The sequence below is a fragment of the Rhizobium sp. 01T437 genome, from assembly GCF_056398505.1.
The window spans coordinates 112,956-129,959 of the sequence record NZ_JBFTPM010000015.1; the positions used below are offsets into that span (position 1 = coordinate 112,956).

Sequence of the window (17,004 nt, forward strand, 5' to 3'; positions counted from 1 at the left end):
TGTCTTGTGTTCTGGTCTTACCGGTAGGAATAACCATGGCTGTGGCGCACCAGCTTGCGGGCACGCGGCACGTAACGGCTGGAGGTGAAGGCCTCGTTGCCCAGCACCGCATATCGCGGCTCGAAGAGCTTCTTCAGCACCGAGACGTCACCGTTGGAATCGGTGGCTTCGAGGTCGGAATCGACGAGATCGAAGATAGTGAACTCGGCGGCGGCACCAACACTCAGACGGTTTTCCATCGACAACTTGATAACCGAGGCTGGCGCATGGGTCACAGCATGGATCACCTTGTCGAAGGGCATGCCGACTGACAGAAGCTTCGACATGGTCGTTGCCAGATCCCAGACCGGGAAATTCATCGAATGCCCGTGCAGGTCTGTCGAGATCGAATATGGCAACAGGCCACGGGCGATTGCCGCTTCCGCCACCTTGAAGGAGAAGGAGGCGCCGCCATGGCCGATGTCGAGGCGGATGCCTTCGGATGCGCAGCGTTCGGCGAGATTGAAGAGGTCTTCGTCCTCCATGATGCTCGAACCGGCCTTGCCGTTGAAGCAGTGGGTGACGACATCGCCAGGGCCGAGGATTTCCAGCACTTCGTCATAAAGCGCAGGCGGCTCCCCCACATGCACCATCATCGGCACCTTGAGGATCTTGGCGATCTTCTTGCCGAGCTTGACGGGAGTGACGCCCCAGGAGCCGGTGATCACGTGGCTGGCGCGCACCTTGATGCCGACGATGTGCTCGCTGTTTTCGGCATAGCATTCGAGAATGCGGTCAAGGTCGATATCCCTGATGTCGCGCAGTTCCGCAACACGATTGCAGGCAACCAGGCCGATGGAACCGAGATTGAGGAAAGCCTTGATGCGTTCCTTCGACGGCTCGATGATATATTCGCGGAAGCCGTGGAAATTGGCCTCACCGGCAGAACCGGCATCGACCAGCGTCGTCACACCACGCTCAACGCCGCATTCGGACGGGCGGATCGAAATGTCGGTGCCGCCATGCCAGATATGCACATGCAGGTCGACCCAGCCGGGCGAGACGAAGGCGCCCTTGCCATCAACGCGCGTCACGTCATCGGCCACAGCCAGGGACGGACCAAGCTTGGCAATCTTGCCACCGGCATCGACCAGAATGTCGATTGCCCCATCAGGCGTGCCGGCGCCGAAGCAAACAGGCTTTACGTTGGTGAGGAGGAGCGGCTTGCCCACTTTTTCACCGGTCATTTAAAGGTCCTTTCGAAGTTTGGGATCGAGCATGTCGCGCAGACCGTCACCGACCATCTGGAGCGAAAGCACGGAGAGAATGATGGCGACGCCCGGAAACAGCGTCATCCAGTCGGCCTGACCGATATATTGCCGGCCGGCAGCAATCATCGTGCCCCAGGTCGGGATTTCCGGGCTGACCCCGAGGCCGAGGAAAGACAAGCCGGCCTCGGCGAGCATGGCGCTCGCAAAGAGGAAAGTCGACTGAACCATGATCGGCGAGAGCAGGTTCCTCAGCACATGCCGGGTCATGATATGGAAGGTCGAGATCCCGAGTGCCTGCGCCGCCTCGACATAAGGTAGTTCACGGATAACAAGCGTCGAGGCGCGGACGACGCGAGCAAGACGCGGTGCGTAGACGATCGACAGCGCAATGATGACAGTCGTCAGCGACGGGCCGAGAGCCGCGACAAGCGCAATCGCCAGCAGGATATCCGGGAAGGCCATCATCGCATCGATCAGGCGAGCGATCGGCGTGTCGAGGTTCTTGAAGAAGCCGGCAAGCAGGCCGAGCGTGACCCCGATCGCCGCCGAAAGGGCGACGACCGCGACGCCGACGAGCAGCGACAGGCGGCCGGCAAAGATAGTGCGCGACAGCACATCCCGGCCGAACTCGTCCGTGCCGAAGAAATATGTCCCGCTCGGTGGCTTCAGACGGTTGATGATCGAAAGCTTCGACGGCGAATAGGGTGCAACCCATGGCGCCAGGATCGCCAGCAGCACGAAAATCGTGAGAATGAGCAAGCCAATGGCGACTGTCTTGCGCTTTAAAAACTGGCGGATGAATTTGCGGCCTTCGCTTTCGGCCGGCTTGATCGCGATATCCGTCATCAGTAGCGCACCCTCGGGTCGACGAGCAGGTAGAGCATGTCGATCACAAAATTGATCAGGACATAAAGCGCGGCGATCACCAGAAGCGCTCCCTGGATAACAGGATAGTCGCGGCGCAGGACGGCCGATACCACGAGATTGCCAACGCCCGGGAGGCCGAAGACGGTCTCGGTCACGACCGCCCCTGATATCAGGACGGCGGCCGTCAGGCCGATGACGGTCAGGATCGGGATCAGCGCATTCTTCAGGGCGTGCTTGAGGATAACCCTGCGCTCGATCAGCCCCTTGGCCCGCGCCGTGCGGATATAGTCGTCGCCGAGCACGTCAAGCATCGAGGCCCGGGTGAAGCGCAGGATGAGCGCCGAGGAGACGATACCGAGCGCGAATGCAGGCAAGGTCAGGTGATACATGCGGTCGAGGAATGTCGAGCCCGGTCCGCCATATCCGGAAACGGGGAACAGGCCGAAGCGAACGGCAAAGACCTGCATCAGGATGAGGCCGAGCCAGAAGCTCGGAATGCTTGCGGCAAACATCGCCAGCGTCGTTGCCGCCTGGTCGACGAAGGAGCCGCGGCGGTAGGCGGCGTAGATGCCGATCGGAAGCGCGATAAGGCTCGCGATAACAAGCGAGAAGATCGTCAGGAAAAAGGTCGGTTCGGCGCGATCGAACAGCGCAGACGTCACGGGCATGTTGAGGAAGATCGACTGTCCGAGATCGCCCTTCAGCAACTGGCCGATATAATAGAGGTATTGCACGCCGATCGACCTATCGAGACCAAGGCTGGCACGCAGATCGGCGATGTCCTGCGGCGTCGCATCGGGGCCGAGCATGACGGCAGCCGGATCGCCGGGGGTAACGCGCACGATGACAAAGACAATGGTGACGACGAGGAACATCACGACAGTCATGCCAAGCAGGCGCTGAAAAATGTAACGTATCATGAAGTCTGTCCCGGTGCCGGGCGGGCACAATGGAAAAAGGATACCGGCGCAGGCACACCGGTATCCCGCGATTGAGCATTACTTCTTGACCGACGCGTTCCAGAAATACGGCCACGGAGCCGGATTGACACCTTCAAGCTTGGTCGATTTCGCCGAAACGGCGTTGAAATCACCGATCTTCATGTAGGGCAACTCGTCATACATGGCCTTCTGGACATCGGCCCAAAGTGCCACGCGCTTCTGCGGATCGACCTCGGAAGTGAAGGCATCGACGACGGTCTTGCGCGCCGGCGTATCCCACCAACCGGGCGAGCTTGGAGACAGCGACCCGATCAGCGCCGGTTCCGGCAGGAAGGGGCTGTGGGTGATGTAGATATCCCAGAGCTTCGGATCGGTGCGGCGCTGCGTCAGCGTTGCCCAGTCGACGACCTGCAGGTCGACGGCAAAGCCGGCTGTCTTCAGGTATTCGGCCGCGACCTGCGCCATCTTGTAATGGAATTCGTACTGTCGGCTGGTCAGAATACGGATCGGCTCGCCATTGTAGCCGGCCTTCTTGGCCGCTTCGGCGGCGCCTTCTGGATCGGCGACATTGTAATTGCCTTCGACGCCTGCATTGGTATTCCAGACATACGGCTTGGGATAGATATCGCCGTCGAGCGTATAGAAATCCGTGCTGCCGAAGGCGGCGGCGAGCATGTCTTCCATGCTGAGCGCCTGGCGGATTGCCTTGCGGACCTCGACATTCTTGGCAAGGCCTTCCTTCGTGTTGAAGACGAAGACCGGATAGCCGAATGGCTTCAGGATGACCGGCTGCGACGCGCTCGACGCCTTCAGCTTGTCGAAGGATTCAACCGGGATCGAGTCGACATAATCATACTGGCCGGAAACGGCCGCCTCGACGCGGGTATTTGCATCCGGAACAGGTACAAAGCGGATTTCGTCGAGATACTGGTGGCGTGCGCCGCCGTAACCGTCGCTCTCGCCACCGCGCGACTTGTAGCCATCGAAGCGGACGAGCTGGATATACTGATCCGCCTTGCGCTCCTTCAGCATATAGGGCCCGGTACCGATGAATTCCTTCATCGGTTCGTCCTGCTTTTCAGCGGGAATGATGATGGCGGCGGAGTTGTTGAAAGCGAGCAGCGAGGTCAATGGCGCATAAGGCTGCTTCAACGCGATCTTGACGGTCGCCGGATCGACGGCGGTGATGGAGTCGATGAAGCCTGCGACCTGTTTGCCGCGCGAGGCGATCTTCATCCAGCGGCTCAGCGAGGCGACGACATCTTCAGACGTCATGTCGGAGTTGTCGTGGAACTTGATGCCGGTGCGCAACTTGATCGTATAGGTCTTACCGTCGGCGCTGATCTCAGGCAGGCTTTCAGCCAGAAGCGGCGTGACATTCCACTTCTTGTCGAAGGTGTAAAGTGTCTCGAAAATATGCTGCGTGACGATGCCGACGAGGTCGGCAGTCGAGGACATCGGGTCAAGCGTCGGCGGCTCGCCGATCGTCGCGACGTTGATAACGCCACCCTTTTCCTGAGCCAGCAAAGTTGTCGGCAAGGCGACCAGCGCAGTGCCGAGAAGGAATGCGACAAGTGTCTTCATTTTATACTCCCGGTTTAATGTTCCGCAATTATGTTATGTAGGTTTTTATAATAGAATAACGACGGAAGTGGTCCTGTCAATCGGGAAAGTGGCTCCATCGGCAGAAATGAATAGGTGCGCGGGCGGAACCGCAATCGCCGCAATTTCATGCTGTTTCGCGACAGCGCAGGCGAGTCCCCCATTGCGTGCGATGCGCTTGATCTGCCCGAGCAGTAACTCGAGACGATTGAGTTCATGGGAGATTTGTGCGGCCGATCGTTGCCAACAACGGGCCAGATCTTGACGTCGCGCCTCGATCTTATGGAGGCGCAATCTGGAATCAAATGGGCCGCGAGTCGCGCATCCGTCTCGGTCTTTAAGCGTTTCGGCATTCACTCAGAGGAAGGTCGACCATATCGGACTTAAGTCCGTGTTGGCCAGCACGCAAAAAAGCTAGAACGCGATTGCGTTGCTTTTTATCGAGGACATCGAGGTGCGCCGAAGGCGGACATCGGTATCCTTTCTCTAAAACGCTGCATTGGATGGAGATCATTCTTGGCGCATCGATTTGCATATAGAGGCGTTGCAAGAATCCAAAGTAACCGCCACTCGCCGAACTGAACAATCAAAGTTCTGAACTTTAAATTCCAGAAAAACGAAATATGTCATCTGCTGGAGAAGTCATGAAGAAAGTGCTTGTAGCAGGCGGAGCTGGTTTTCTCGGATCACATTTGTGCGATAGGCTTTTAAATCGCACCGACATCGAAAAACTGGTTGTTGTCGACAATCTTTGGACTGGCCGTGAGGCGAATATTTCCCATATCCAGGATCCCCGCTTCCATTTCGTGCAGTCCGACGTGGAAGAGCTTCAGACTTCGGATAAGTTTGACGAAGTATATCACCTTGCTTCCCCGGCCTCGCCGCCGTGGTACATGAAGGAACCCAAGAGAACCATTTCGGCAAATCTCATTGGAGCCTTCCGTCTTCTGGACCTTCTGAAAAAAGGAGGCCGCTTCTGTTTCACCTCCTCCTCTGAAGTCTATGGCGACCCGCTGGTCTCGCCGCAGCCTGAGTCTTATAAGGGCCAGGTCGATTGCACTGGGCCACGCTCATCCTATGACGAAAGCAAACGCTGCACCGAGTCCTTGCTGTTCGAAATGCAGCGCACGCAGGGTCTGGACCTTAAAATCGTTCGGCCCTTCAACGTATATGGACCGAGGACGCGGCCGGACGACGGCCGAGCCGTCTCTAATTTCGTTGCCCAGGCCCTGACCGGCCGCCCCATTACGGTGTTCGGGGATGGCCTGCAGTCCCGAAGCTGGGGTTACGTCGATGACATCATTGATGGCTTCGCACGTTACTTCTGGATGAACGAAACGGATTACAGGGGGCCGCTTAACGTCGGGAACGATCGGGAGATCTCAGTCCTTGAAGTGGCTCAGTATGTCTCGCGCCTGATGGACGGGATTCCGATCGTCTTCGAGCCTTCGCCGCCGCATGATCCGACAAACAGACGGCCTGATCTGACGAATGCCAACTACGTGATGCCCGAATGGTCGTGCGCGATCAGCTATGAGGAAGGCGTTGCAAAGACTCTGGAATGGTTCGGGCAGGAGATGAAGATTACCGCGACAGAGGCTGCTCAGGCGGGCTCCCGCCGGCTGGCCAAAGCAGGACGCTGAACAGTTCCCCGGCATGTGGCGCAGAGTGTAATAATGAGTGACGCCATACCGCGTGACATGAAAGACAATGTCTTTCCTGTCCCCATCCGATACCTGGATCTTTCGTCGGATGACGTCGGCGCGAATGCCCCGGCGATCGGCGCCGGGCTCGTCGTCTTCGTCTCCGCAGGCCTTCCCGTCGGCCAGGCCTATATCGAGGGGGCCGAAAACCCGGGCGCTCTGGCTGCGCGCGCGGTGTTGCCGGAGACCATCGAACACGCTCGGAATGTGATGCAAGCGCCGATCAGGAACCGCGACGTCAGTCTCCTGATCTGCACCAAGGATCGGCCGGACGAACTGGCCAGATGCCTCGCGTCAATCCCCAAGCAGTCTCTGCCTCCAGTTGAGGTAATCGTCGTCGACAACGCCTCGGCCGGTGATGGTACGCGCCGCGTCGTGGAGGCAGCCGGCGCGACCTATGTGCGCGAGGATAGGGTCGGGCTGGACTACGCCCGCAATGCCGCCGTGCATGCGACAAAGACCGAGTTCCTGGCGTTCACGGATGACGACGTGGTGCTGCATGAACAGTGGCTGGAGAACCTGATGAAGGCCTTTGACCGGCCCGAGATTGGATGCGTTACCGGCCTTGTCCTTCCCGGGGAGCTTTCCACGCCAGCGCAACTGATATTCGAAACCCATTGGGGATTTGGCAGAGGCTATAAACGTCAGGACTTCGGTCAAGACTTCTATCGCCAGAGCGCACCATACGGGGCGCCTGCCTGGCTGATCGGCGCGGGCGCGAGCCAGGCATTCCGCCGCCAGGTATTTGACGATATCGGATTGTTCGACGTGCGGCTGGATATGGGTGCGGCAGGGTGTTCGGGCGATTCCGAATTCTGGAATCGACTTCTCCATCTCGGCGGCACCTGTCGCTACGAGCCGACGGCGGTTTCCTGGCATTTCCATCGCAAAGAGATGAAGGGGCTCGCCAAGCAGATCCGCCAATATATGAGCGGCCATGTGGCGGCCCTGCTGGTCCAGTACCAGAACACCGGAAACCGGGGCAATCTGCGGCGCATCCTCGTCGCCCTGCCCCGGTATTATCTTCGAAAGTTGAGGAAGCGGCTGCCCTGGGGAGCAACCTCGGACAACTTCTTTCTGAAGGAGGAAATACTGGGATGCCTGAACGGCGCCTGGTATGTCCTTCGCCGCTGGAAGATGCCGGCATGGTAACCGCATCGAAGCCGGACATATCGTTCCTTATCCCCGCCTACAACGCGGCAGAAACTCTGGCCGACTGCTTGGGCAGCTTGCAAAAACAGTCGGTGTCGAACTGGCAGGCGGTGGTCGTCGATGACGGTTCGAAAGACGATACCTGGAAAGTGCTCGAGGGCTTTGCGAAAGCGGACAGCCGAATCCTGATCCACCGTCAGCCGAATGCCGGCGCATCCGCAGCGCGTAACGCAGCCGCCGGGTTTGCGACCGCTCCCCTGCTTTGCATGCTTGATGCGGATGACTGGCTGGACTCTGTTTTCATCCAAAGCATGCTGCCGGTTGCCGCCGATGGCCAGCAACCGATCATTGCCTATTGCAGCCATCGCCGTGTCGCGCCGGACGGCCGGATGCTGGGTGTCGAAATACCCCCTGATCTCGCAGGCGACAGGGCAAAGCGGGAATTCTCGTCCTTCTGTGCCCTGGCCATTCATACGGTGGTCTTTCCCAGAGACCTTTTCATCCGGCTGGGCGGTTTGGATGTCGAACTGCAGACTTGCGAGGAATGGGATCTCTGGCTCCGTATGGCTTTTGCAGGAGTTTCGTTCCGGCAGGTCGAAGGGTGCCTTGCCTTCTATCGCATGAAGATCGGCTCTCTCTCGGGTGATCCGCTGAAAATGCTGAGGGATGCAGTCCGTGTCACCCGCAGGGCGCAAGCGCTGCGCCTGAAAGAGGGGCTGTCGCCGGATGATGAGGACGCCCGATGGACGGCGCCTGCGCTCGGTCAATTGCGAATGCTCGCCTGGGCCGCCTCAGTCAACCTCTGTGCGGGAGACGAACTTGCCGCGCTTGCAGAGCTTCTGCCCGAATTTCCCAACGCTTCCGGTTATGAAAACTTCCTAACTGAAGTGATATTGCATGGATTGCAGATCGGCCTGAAAGTAGCGCGTCCCGCCGATCTCATCGATTTGCTGGAGCGTTGGAAGCCGGCATTCCTCGATCTCGTCCAATTGCTTGAGCGGCACTCCCTGCCGGGAACCGGGCGCCGGCTGGAAGAGCTCGTTGTCTGGTCAATCTCGGCGCCCGACATGTCTCGCTCCTTCGCGCTCGGCCATCTGCAGGTGGCTGCCATCGACATCGACAAGCTGACCTGGATCACCAAGGTTGATGGGGCCGATACGCTGCTGCTGCACGTCTTTGCTAGAGGGCTATATATCGGATCGCATGTCGGCCCCTTGTGGGGAGACCTCTCGGTTCGCACTCAGGTTCGCCTCATTATCGATGAATTGCAGGCCGAAGATCGGTTGCCCACACCTTTAACGTTCTCCCATGCCCGCTCTTGGACGGCCGGAGCCGTTCGCAATATGAGGGCTTTCGGCAAAATTGTCCGACAGCGCAGCGGGCGACGGCGGCAGATCAAGCATCTCTTCAAAAGGGTGCATCTGACCGCGCTCGTCGAAACTGCAGCTAGAGGACGGGAGAATAATGACGCATGCTTGCTGGAGACGGAATCCGACTACCAGCAACGGCTCGCCACCCCTGTCGTCGCGAGGACCGACGAGCCCTCCGAAGTGGGAGGCGAACAAACGGCTCTGCCTGAGGCAACGACGAAGAAGGAATATTGGGAACGTTTTTTCGAGCGCCGGGATCCCTGGAACTATGTCTCGGTATACGAACAGGTCAAATACGAGCAGACGCTGAGCCTCATTCCGGATGGGGTCGAAAAAGCCCTAGAGCTTGCCTGCGCGGAAGGGCTGTTCACGGCAAAGCTTGCGCAAAAGGTCGGCTTCGTGATGGCTGCGGACATTTCCAGCCGCGCTGTTGAAAGGGCAGCCGAGAGATGCCGAGATCTTCCTAACGTGGAGCTTCGCGTCCTGGATTTCGTCGAAAGCGAACTTCCGCCCGAACAGGATCTGATCGTCTGTTCGGAGGTCCTCTACTTCATAGACGACGAGGCAAGCCTGGAGCAGGTATGCCGGAAAATCGCGGCCGCCTTGAAACCGGGCGGCTATCTTGTCACGGCCCACGCCCATCTCCGGCGCGACGAACCCGGCAGAACCGGTTTCGACTGGAGCAATCCCTTTGGCATGGGCACGATCAAGAAGGTCCTGTCAAACCTGCCTGATCTCGTTCTGGAAGAAACGATCGAGACTGAGCTTTATGCCATTCATCGGTTCGCAAAGCGCAATACGGCAATACCAGTCGTGCATATCGAGCCCCATGGTGTGCCTCTCGATACGAACGTCGCCAAATACATTATCTGGGGGCCGGCCGGCGTCGATCGCGAGGCCGCAAGGACGAATGAGGTCGTGACCTCAGTTCCGGTGCTCATGTATCACAGAATCGCACTCGACGGGCCGGACTCGCTCAATCGCTTTCGGGTCGCACCGGAAGCCTTCCGTAAACAGATGCAGTTCCTCCGGCGGCAGGGCTATTATGCGCTGACGGCCGAGAGCCTGACCAACCTGTTGCGTGAGGGCAAACCCATCCAGGGGCGACCTGTCGTTCTGACCTTTGACGATGCCTATCTCGATTTCCTCACCGAGGCCTTCCCAATTCTGGCTGAAAGCGGGTTCAGCGCAGACGTCTTCGTGGTGACGGATAAGGTGGGCGGCAGGTCGGATTGGGATGCCGGTTACGGGGATACGGCGCAGCTGATGTCCTGGGCCGATATCCAGAGCTTGCACCGACAAGGAATCCGTTTCGGGTCCCATCTTGCGTCTCACAGGCCGGCAAGTTCGCTGGACAATGCTACATTGATGGGCGAAGCGGTCCTTTCGCGCGATGCGCTGGAAAGCCGGTTGGGCGAGGCCGTGATGTCCATCGCCCTTCCCTTCGGTTCCACCGATTTCCGCGTTCCTGGCATTCTTGCTCAAGCCGGTTACGAAATCGGCTTTTCAACAAAACCTGCGAGGACGAGTTCCTCGGACCACCCCTTATCCCTGCCACGCCTTGAAGTTCGCGGCGACCGTCCTCTCCAGGCCTTCGCCGAGTTGATGGGCCAACCCGACGCCTTCATTGGATAGCGAACCATGAACGTCGATTCGCTCCCCTTGGTCACGGTTGTTATTCCTGCCTACAACGCTGCGAGAACACTCGCGAATACACTTTGCAGCGTATTGAACCAGACCCATGAATGCCTCGAAATTCTCGTGGTCGACGATGGTTCTGAGGACGGAACCTACGAACTGGCAACCGAATATCGCCTCCAAGATTCACGCATCAGGGTCCTGAGACAGGAAAACGGCGGCGTGGCACGCGCCCGCAACCTGGCAATCCGCGAAGCGGCCGGCAGCTATATTGCCCCGATCGATGCCGATGATCTCTGGCATCCCCGCAAAATCGAATTGCAGCTCCGAGCGCTCGCAAGCCTCCCCGACGGACATGGGGTCGCCTACAACTGGTACGCGGCCATCGATGTGAATGACGTGATTTTCGCCCATTCAAAACCTGTGCTGTACAAGGGCGACGTCTTCGAAATCATGGTTCGGGAGAATTTTATCGGTAACGGCAGCACGCCGCTCATGCCGCGTGCGGATGTGCTGGCATGTGGTGGCTACGATCCGTCGCTGCGCGATCAAAAGGCTGAAGGATGCGAAGATCAGAAGCTTTATCTGGCGCTGGCCGAAAGGCTGCCTTTCGCCCCGGTCCCTGATTTTCTGACGGGATACCGTTTTACTCAGGGAAACATGTCGAGCAATGCCTGTCGCATGCTGAGATCTCATGTCCTGGTGATGGCAGAGGTCAAAAAACGCTACCCGCATCTTGCCGCCACCGCCACTACCGCGGAATTCGATACGGCACGGTGGTATTTCCAAAAGGCGCTTTCCAGCAAAGACCATGATCAGGTCAGAAAGCTGGCGCCGATGATGGCTAGGCGCTTCCCTCTGAGGCTCGCCATTCATGGTGCCGGTCTTGTCTGGCGCTCAGTCAAGGGCCGCGCAAGACGATTGGCAAATCGATTGTCGGCACGCGTGACCGGAAAGCGGCCTGCCCCGCCGATACGGGAAGCAATGGCGGTCATCGCTTTCCCCGAGAATGGCACATCATTCCGTGACCGTTTGGGAGCGGCGGCTGTTGGACAGACTGGCGTGTTCATCGAACCGCGCGGAGGTGGTGCATGATGACACTGCAAAAATCCATTTCCGCCAAGCCGACGGGCGCCTTCAATCTGGTTGTCGCAGCCCGCTTCCGCGAGCTTCTGAAACTCGTGCCGTCGCTTCGGCTGAAGACGTCGGTGATGGTCGTGGTCGGGATCCTGAGCGGTCTGATGGAAATGGTCGGGATCACCTTCCTGGTGAGCCTCGTTTTTGTTCTCGGCCAGCAGGGCTCCTCTTCCAGTGCTGCAATCGCCGGACTTCCTGCATTTTTCGGTGGGTTTGAAACCGCGATATCGAAATCAATGCTGGTCACCATCCTCATCTGCGCGATCATCCTCAGGATCGTTCTCGGTTTCGCCAATTCGATCATCGGGAGCACCGTCAGCCATCAAATCAGCGGCAGCATTCGGCATCGTCTTTATTCAAAAATCCTGACGATCCCGTTTCAGCGCTTTCAGCATTACGAACGCAGCGACCTCATGAATGTCATCGCAACGGAATCCTATGCGGTCGCTTCAGCCCACGCGAGCCTGGTTCGCCTTGGGATCAATCTCGGGACCATCGTCATCTTCGGTGCCGGAATGCTCGTGATGGCATGGCCGATCGCCGTGCTCGGGCTTATTTTCGGCGTGGTTCATAACCTGACCCTCGGCCTGTTTGCCGAGGCCTATCGGCGCACAGGCGCGGCCGCCATTTCGGCAGTAGAGGAGCTGACACAACTAACCTGGACCACGCTGCAGACCTTAAAGGCTGTGAAAAGCTTCGGCCTCGAAAAGCGCCACGAAAGCATTTTCGATGCGCTTTCCACGGATGTCGGGAAAACCTGGTCCCATTCCGACCGGATGAGTGCGGCAACCTCGCTTTTGAGCGAGGTGCTGACATTCGGGGTGATCCTGACGATCATCCTGTCTTCGCAATTTCTGCCGGTAGACTTCCGAGCAGCATTGTCGGCGACCATCCTTCTTTACAGGCTTCAACCGTATATCAAGGAATTTGATTCCCAGATCCTTGGCCTGCATGCCCTGGAGGCACCTCTAAAGAACGTGCTGGCGATAATTTCCGAGGCGGACGATGCCAGACAGGTCGCCTGTGGAGAAAAGCTCAAACCACTACAGAAGGAAATCGCTTTCCATGATGTCTCCTTCTCATATGAAGGCAGCAGCGTTCCTGCCGTCAGCCGAGCCACCTTCTCCATCAGGACAGGAGAGACGACCGCGCTGACCGGACCAAGCGGCTCCGGCAAGACAACCATCCTCAACATGTTGCTCAATCTCATCCAGCCGAGTGAGGGTCGTATAACCTTCGACGGCAGGGATCTTTCGACCATCGAACGATCGAGCTGGCTGCGGCTATTCTCAGTTTCGGGCCAGGACGTCGAATTGATGGAAGGTACGGTCCTCGACAACATCCGGTTCCGCCGCGAAATTTCCGAGGAGGATGTCCGCTGGGCGGCAGATGTGGCTTGCGCGACTGAGTTCATCGAGAAACTGCCTTCCGGCTTCGATGAATGGCTGGGCGACGAGGCAATAAGGCTTTCGGGCGGCCAGCGGCAGCGCATCGGCCTGGCGCGTGCACTCGCCGGCCGGCCCGAGATACTGCTCCTCGACGAAGCCACCAACGCGCTTGACGAGGCGACCGAGGCGCGGGTGCTTTCCCTTCTGCTTAGGGAATATCAGAGCCGAACACTGATTATCGTCAGCCATAGATCGTCCGTTGCCAGCCTGATGAAGCACCAGATCTGCCTCGTCCCGCCAGCGGTATAAGGAATAATCAATGGATCGAGGAGATGCTCTTTATTCCACCCAGCCCTTGGTTTCGGTGGTCATTCCGGCCTTCAACGCCTCCGCGTATATTGAGCGTACGCTTCGATCCGCTGTGCGCCAGACCTATACCGCCCTGGAGATCATTGTAGTCAATGACGGCTCCACGGATGACACGGCACAACTGGTCGAGCAGATAGCGATGACGGATTCACGCATCCGCCTCCTGTCTACACCAAACCGCGGTGTCGCTGCCGCAAGGAATACTGGAATCGAAGCATCATTAGGTCGATTTGTAGCATTCCTCGACGCCGACGATCTCTGGCACCCGACGAAAATCGAGAAGCAGGTCAACGCTCTCAATCGCTTGTCGCCGCGATGGGCCGCGGTCTATGTGCTGCATTATATCATCGATCAGGGCGACGGGATCATTGGGCTCGGCGGATCCAAAATCGCAAGGGGCTATATCTATGCCCGGCATCTGAATTTCAAATATATAGGTAACGGAAGCGCGCTTCTCGTCCGACGGGACGTTGCGCTTGAGATCGGTGGGTTTGATAGCTCATACGCAGCAGCAGGTATTGGAGGCTGCGAAGACGTCGATTTCGAACTCAGGCTTGCCGCACGTTATTGCATGGAAGTCGTACCCGAACGCCTGGTGGGATACAGAAAATATCCCGGCAACATGTCGTCCAATTACACGCGAATGGCTCAAGGTCTTTTGGAAGTAATCAAGCGCTCGATCGCCGCAAATCCGCAGCTTCCGAGATACGCAGCCAGAAGCGCTATCGCGCTTACTCAAAAATATGCATTCCGGCAGTACAGAAAGGCGGGGAACCTGCATCTGTCAATCTTGACCGCCTGGGCGATTTTTCAGAACCCGCGTTTTATGCTCAGTTTCCTATGGCAAGCCATCCTGCTTGTCATGAAGCAACGCCGCGCGCCCAAGCCAGGCACGGCGCATGGTATGTTGAACAAATCCAAATTCGACGAACAGATCATCCCGTCGCCTGTTGAAGGTCCGGAAGAAACCCTGTCCTCGCGACGTCATCTGATGCGACTGACTGCGGTGGATGCCAGGATGAGTTCAATCCGTGAGAGCGATGAGCCGGTAGACTTCCCCGGCGGTGAAATCACCACAAGACCGTGTGCCCCTTAATGACCATCCGGCGGAACGTCGGCTTTGGGCGTGACATCCACGATGTTCTTGCGATGGAAGATGAAGAGGCCTGCGAGAACGATGATGACGGAGCCGATCAAAATCTGGCTGTCCGGCAATTCGCCGAAGAAAACATAGCCCAGCACGATTGCCCATAAGAGCAGGCTGTATTGCAGCGGTGCAAGCAGGGAGGCTGGGGCAAGCTTCAGCGCGCGCGTGATCATCATATGGGCGCTGCCCGCGACGATACCTAGCGCCAGCATCGCGACGAAGTCGAGGACGGACATGGCACGCCAGTCTCCCACGCTTAGGATTAGACCGGTGACGAAGGCGCCAACCGTCTGCCATGTTACAAGCGTGGCATCGCTCGTTTGCCGCAGCCGGCGGCCGAGGATCAGTGTCAGCGCGAAGGAAAGGCTGCCGATCAGGCCGAAGATCGACGGCCAGGATAACATTGCCGTCGATGGTCTCAGCGCTACCACGACGCCGATAAAGCCTATGATGACGGCGAGCCAGCGGCGCCAGCCGATCGTTTCGCCGAGGAAGAAGTGCGAAAGGGCGGCTACATAGATGGGGCCGGCCATGTAGAAGGTCATGACGTCGGCGAGCGGAAGGTAGGCGACCGCGGCATAGAAAAACGCGACATCCCCTGTCGTCAGGATCACCCGCAGGATCTGCAGGGGCACACGCTCGACCTGAAATAGCGAACGAGGTCCTTGCCTGGCAATCATCGGCGCAAGGATCAGAAAGGAGCCGAGCGAACGGATCACCAAGACTTGACCGACAGCAAAGCTCGCCACCAGCCATTTGCCCATGGCATCATTGAGCGAAAACAGGAAATCGCCGAGAAGCATCAGCAGCACGCCAAGGAGTACCGCGTTTTCCGCGGTGCGGCTGATGCGCAAATTCATGATTCGTCCCAATTGGTTAGGCTTTCTTTCTGCCATAGAACTTCATCCTGGCGCCGTCGATTGCGGGCAGGCGATTTTTATGACGGATCTCTTATCATTCCGAGGAATTCGATGCCTGTCCGGCGCCGTCAACAGTATCGATCTCCGCGACACGGCCGTTAAAGTGATACTTTAAGAGCCGGCGAAACAATCGGTATCAATTCTCGTCGCGATCACATTGAAAAGACTGCACACTTCTCCCCTTCCCCCCATGGTCGTCTTGTGGCAATGGTGATACTCAAACTCCATAAAGACATCATGAAAGCGATTTCAGGCACCAATCTCGAGCAGGCCAAGTCACACAACAGGCGTGTCGTGATTGAGGCTATCCGTACCAACGGTCCGCTGTCGCGCGCCGCGATCGCCCGTATGACCGCGCTGACGGCGCAGACGGTCTCGAACATCGTCGAGGAATTGCAGCGTTCTCACCTGCTCGTGCCAGCGAAAGCGCAGAAGCTTGCGCGTGGCCAGCCGATCATTCCCTACTCGATCAACCCGCACGGAGCCTATTCGATCGGCCTCGAACTTGGCCGCCAGCGTGCCAGTGGTGTGCTGACCGATCTCTCGGGCGCCGTCTGTGCGCGCATCGAGCGTCATGTCGAACATCCAGATCCCGAACGGGCGATGCCTGTCCTCGGTTCTATTGTCGAGGATCTGCAGCAAGCCTTCTCCTTTGATCGCAACAGGCTGCTCGGCGTCGGAATGGCCCTACCCGGCCGCTATGCGGAGGGAGGTGTCACGTCGCTCAGCCCGCAGAACCTGCCGGGTTGGCAGGACTTCCCTGTCGGCTATGAGCTGGAACGGCGCGTCAAGGTGCCGGTGCTTGTCGAGAATGACGCAACGGCGGCTGCCATCGGCGAACGCCTGCATGGTGTTGCCCGCGGCTTCAGTAGCTTCGTCTATCTTTTTCTTGCCGGTGGCGGCGGCATCGGCGCCGGTATGTTTCTCGATGGGCACCTCTACAAGGGCAGTCGGCAGAATGCCGGCGAGATCGGCCACATCATCGTCGAGCCGCATGGCCGGCTCTGCAGCTGCGGCAAGCGCGGGTGCCTCGATCGCTACGTGTCGCCGACTGTCGCCTATGAATTCATGGGCATCGCGAATGCTGAAGAGCTTTTGCCGGAAGATCTTGACGCCCTGATCGCCAAAGGCGGCGAAGGTCTGGATGCCTGGCTGGATCAGGCGGTTCAGCCGCTACGGCAGACCGTCGATTTTCTGGAACTGGCCTTCGATCCGCAGACCATCGTGCTCGGAGGCAGCATATCGACATCGCTGATGCAGCGGCTCGCCGAGCGGCTGGAGCCGTTGCACATTCCGATCGACCCCAGCCAGAAGCGGACCATTCCTCGCGTCATGATCGGCATGACCGGCAAGGATACGGCAATTCTCGGCGCCGCCGCCCTGCCGATATTTTCCGAAACCAATCCGCGCTTCGACGTTCTGCAAAAGCCGCTCGGCTGAGCCGAGGCTCATTGGTCAGGTCACCGCCACAGCTCCGTTCGAAAGCAAGATCTTTACGCAGCGGTCATCGAAAGTATCGA

12 protein-coding genes are annotated in these 17,004 nt (G+C 58.3%); 7 read left to right on the top strand and 5 right to left on the bottom strand.

The features are described from left to right. Nucleotides 1–17: 17 nt before the first annotated feature. The 4 genes from AC1DM5_RS26415 to AC1DM5_RS26430 form a co-directional block, all read right to left on the bottom strand. Nucleotides 18–1,226: an amidohydrolase/deacetylase family metallohydrolase gene (locus tag AC1DM5_RS26415; RefSeq protein ID WP_477975992.1), complete on the bottom strand. Its 1,209-nt coding sequence runs from the start codon at nt 1,224–1,226 to the stop codon at nt 18–20. After that, entirely contained in the window at nt 1,227–2,096 is an 870-nt protein-coding gene (locus AC1DM5_RS26420) for an ABC transporter permease (RefSeq protein WP_477820729.1), read from the bottom strand. Then, nucleotides 2,096–3,037 carry an ABC transporter permease gene (locus AC1DM5_RS26425; protein WP_477975993.1) on the bottom strand — a complete coding sequence of 314 codons (942 nt, stop codon included), beginning with the start codon at nt 3,035–3,037 and terminating at the stop codon, nt 2,096–2,098. The genes AC1DM5_RS26420 and AC1DM5_RS26425 overlap by 1 nt, the downstream gene beginning before the upstream one ends. Before the next feature lie 78 nt (nt 3,038–3,115). Next, entirely contained in the window at nt 3,116–4,642 is a 1,527-nt protein-coding gene (locus AC1DM5_RS26430; RefSeq protein WP_477820731.1) for an ABC transporter substrate-binding protein, read from the bottom strand. A 662-nt stretch (nt 4,643–5,304) separates the two neighbouring features. On the opposite strand from AC1DM5_RS26430, the gene AC1DM5_RS26435 reads away from it, so the two are divergent. The 6 genes from AC1DM5_RS26435 to AC1DM5_RS26460 are packed head-to-tail and all read left to right on the top strand — an operon-like array spanning nt 5,305 to nt 14,513. Beyond that, the gene (locus AC1DM5_RS26435; protein ID WP_477820732.1) at nt 5,305–6,303 is read left to right on the top strand and encodes an NAD-dependent epimerase/dehydratase family protein; all 999 of its coding nucleotides are present in this window, start codon (nt 5,305–5,307) and stop codon (nt 6,301–6,303) included. Nucleotides 6,304–6,336: 33 nt separating this feature from the next. Further along, on the top strand, nt 6,337–7,515 hold the full coding sequence (locus tag AC1DM5_RS26440; protein ID WP_477975994.1) for a glycosyltransferase family 2 protein: 1,179 nt from the start codon (nt 6,337–6,339) through the stop codon (nt 7,513–7,515). Beyond that, nucleotides 7,509–10,520: a glycosyltransferase gene (locus AC1DM5_RS26445; RefSeq protein ID WP_477820752.1), complete on the top strand. Its 3,012-nt coding sequence runs from the start codon at nt 7,509–7,511 to the stop codon at nt 10,518–10,520. Before AC1DM5_RS26440 ends, AC1DM5_RS26445 begins: the two co-directional genes overlap by 7 nt. A gap of 6 nt (nt 10,521–10,526) precedes the next feature. Then, a complete protein-coding gene (locus AC1DM5_RS26450) occupies nt 10,527–11,618 on the top strand; it encodes a glycosyltransferase family 2 protein (RefSeq protein WP_477820734.1) in 1,092 nt (363 codons plus the stop codon). Continuing rightward, nucleotides 11,615–13,357, top strand: a complete 1,743-nt coding sequence (locus tag AC1DM5_RS26455; protein WP_477820735.1) for an ABC transporter ATP-binding protein — start codon at nt 11,615–11,617, stop codon at nt 13,355–13,357. Before AC1DM5_RS26450 ends, AC1DM5_RS26455 begins: the two co-directional genes overlap by 4 nt. Nucleotides 13,358–13,367: 10 nt before the next feature. After that, on the top strand, nt 13,368–14,513 hold the full coding sequence (locus tag AC1DM5_RS26460) for a glycosyltransferase family 2 protein (RefSeq protein WP_477820736.1): 1,146 nt from the start codon (nt 13,368–13,370) through the stop codon (nt 14,511–14,513). Here AC1DM5_RS26460 and AC1DM5_RS26465 read toward each other — a convergent pair. After that, a complete protein-coding gene (locus tag AC1DM5_RS26465) occupies nt 14,510–15,424 on the bottom strand; it encodes a DMT family transporter (protein WP_477820737.1) in 915 nt (304 codons plus the stop codon). The two genes, AC1DM5_RS26460 and AC1DM5_RS26465, sit on opposite strands and share 4 nt — an antisense overlap. Before the next feature lie 297 nt (nt 15,425–15,721). On the opposite strand from AC1DM5_RS26465, the gene AC1DM5_RS26470 reads away from it, so the two are divergent. Then, nucleotides 15,722–16,924 carry an ROK family transcriptional regulator gene (locus AC1DM5_RS26470; RefSeq protein ID WP_477820738.1) on the top strand — a complete coding sequence of 401 codons (1,203 nt, stop codon included), beginning with the start codon at nt 15,722–15,724 and terminating at the stop codon, nt 16,922–16,924. The last annotated feature ends 80 nt before the right edge of the window (nt 16,925–17,004 follow it).

What these genes read in the sequence shown, in the direction of transcription:
- AC1DM5_RS26415 (WP_477975992.1), bottom strand. Translation starts at nt 1,226, where the DNA reads ATGACCGGTGAAAAAGTGGGCAAGCCGCTCCTCCTCACCAACGTAAAG.
- AC1DM5_RS26420 (WP_477820729.1), bottom strand. Translation starts at nt 2,096, where the DNA reads ATGACGGATATCGCGATCAAGCCGGCCGAAAGCGAAGGCCGCAAATTC.
- AC1DM5_RS26425 (WP_477975993.1), bottom strand. Translation starts at nt 3,037, where the DNA reads ATGATACGTTACATTTTTCAGCGCCTGCTTGGCATGACTGTCGTGATG.
- AC1DM5_RS26430 (WP_477820731.1), bottom strand. Translation starts at nt 4,642, where the DNA reads ATGAAGACACTTGTCGCATTCCTTCTCGGCACTGCGCTGGTCGCCTTG.
- AC1DM5_RS26435 (WP_477820732.1), top strand. Translation starts at nt 5,305, where the DNA reads ATGAAGAAAGTGCTTGTAGCAGGCGGAGCTGGTTTTCTCGGATCACAT.
- AC1DM5_RS26440 (WP_477975994.1), top strand. Translation starts at nt 6,337, where the DNA reads ATGAGTGACGCCATACCGCGTGACATGAAAGACAATGTCTTTCCTGTC.
- AC1DM5_RS26445 (WP_477820752.1), top strand. Translation starts at nt 7,509, where the DNA reads ATGGTAACCGCATCGAAGCCGGACATATCGTTCCTTATCCCCGCCTAC.
- AC1DM5_RS26450 (WP_477820734.1), top strand. Translation starts at nt 10,527, where the DNA reads ATGAACGTCGATTCGCTCCCCTTGGTCACGGTTGTTATTCCTGCCTAC.
- AC1DM5_RS26455 (WP_477820735.1), top strand. Translation starts at nt 11,615, where the DNA reads ATGATGACACTGCAAAAATCCATTTCCGCCAAGCCGACGGGCGCCTTC.
- AC1DM5_RS26460 (WP_477820736.1), top strand. Translation starts at nt 13,368, where the DNA reads ATGGATCGAGGAGATGCTCTTTATTCCACCCAGCCCTTGGTTTCGGTG.
- AC1DM5_RS26465 (WP_477820737.1), bottom strand. Translation starts at nt 15,424, where the DNA reads ATGAATTTGCGCATCAGCCGCACCGCGGAAAACGCGGTACTCCTTGGC.
- AC1DM5_RS26470 (WP_477820738.1), top strand. Translation starts at nt 15,722, where the DNA reads ATGAAAGCGATTTCAGGCACCAATCTCGAGCAGGCCAAGTCACACAAC.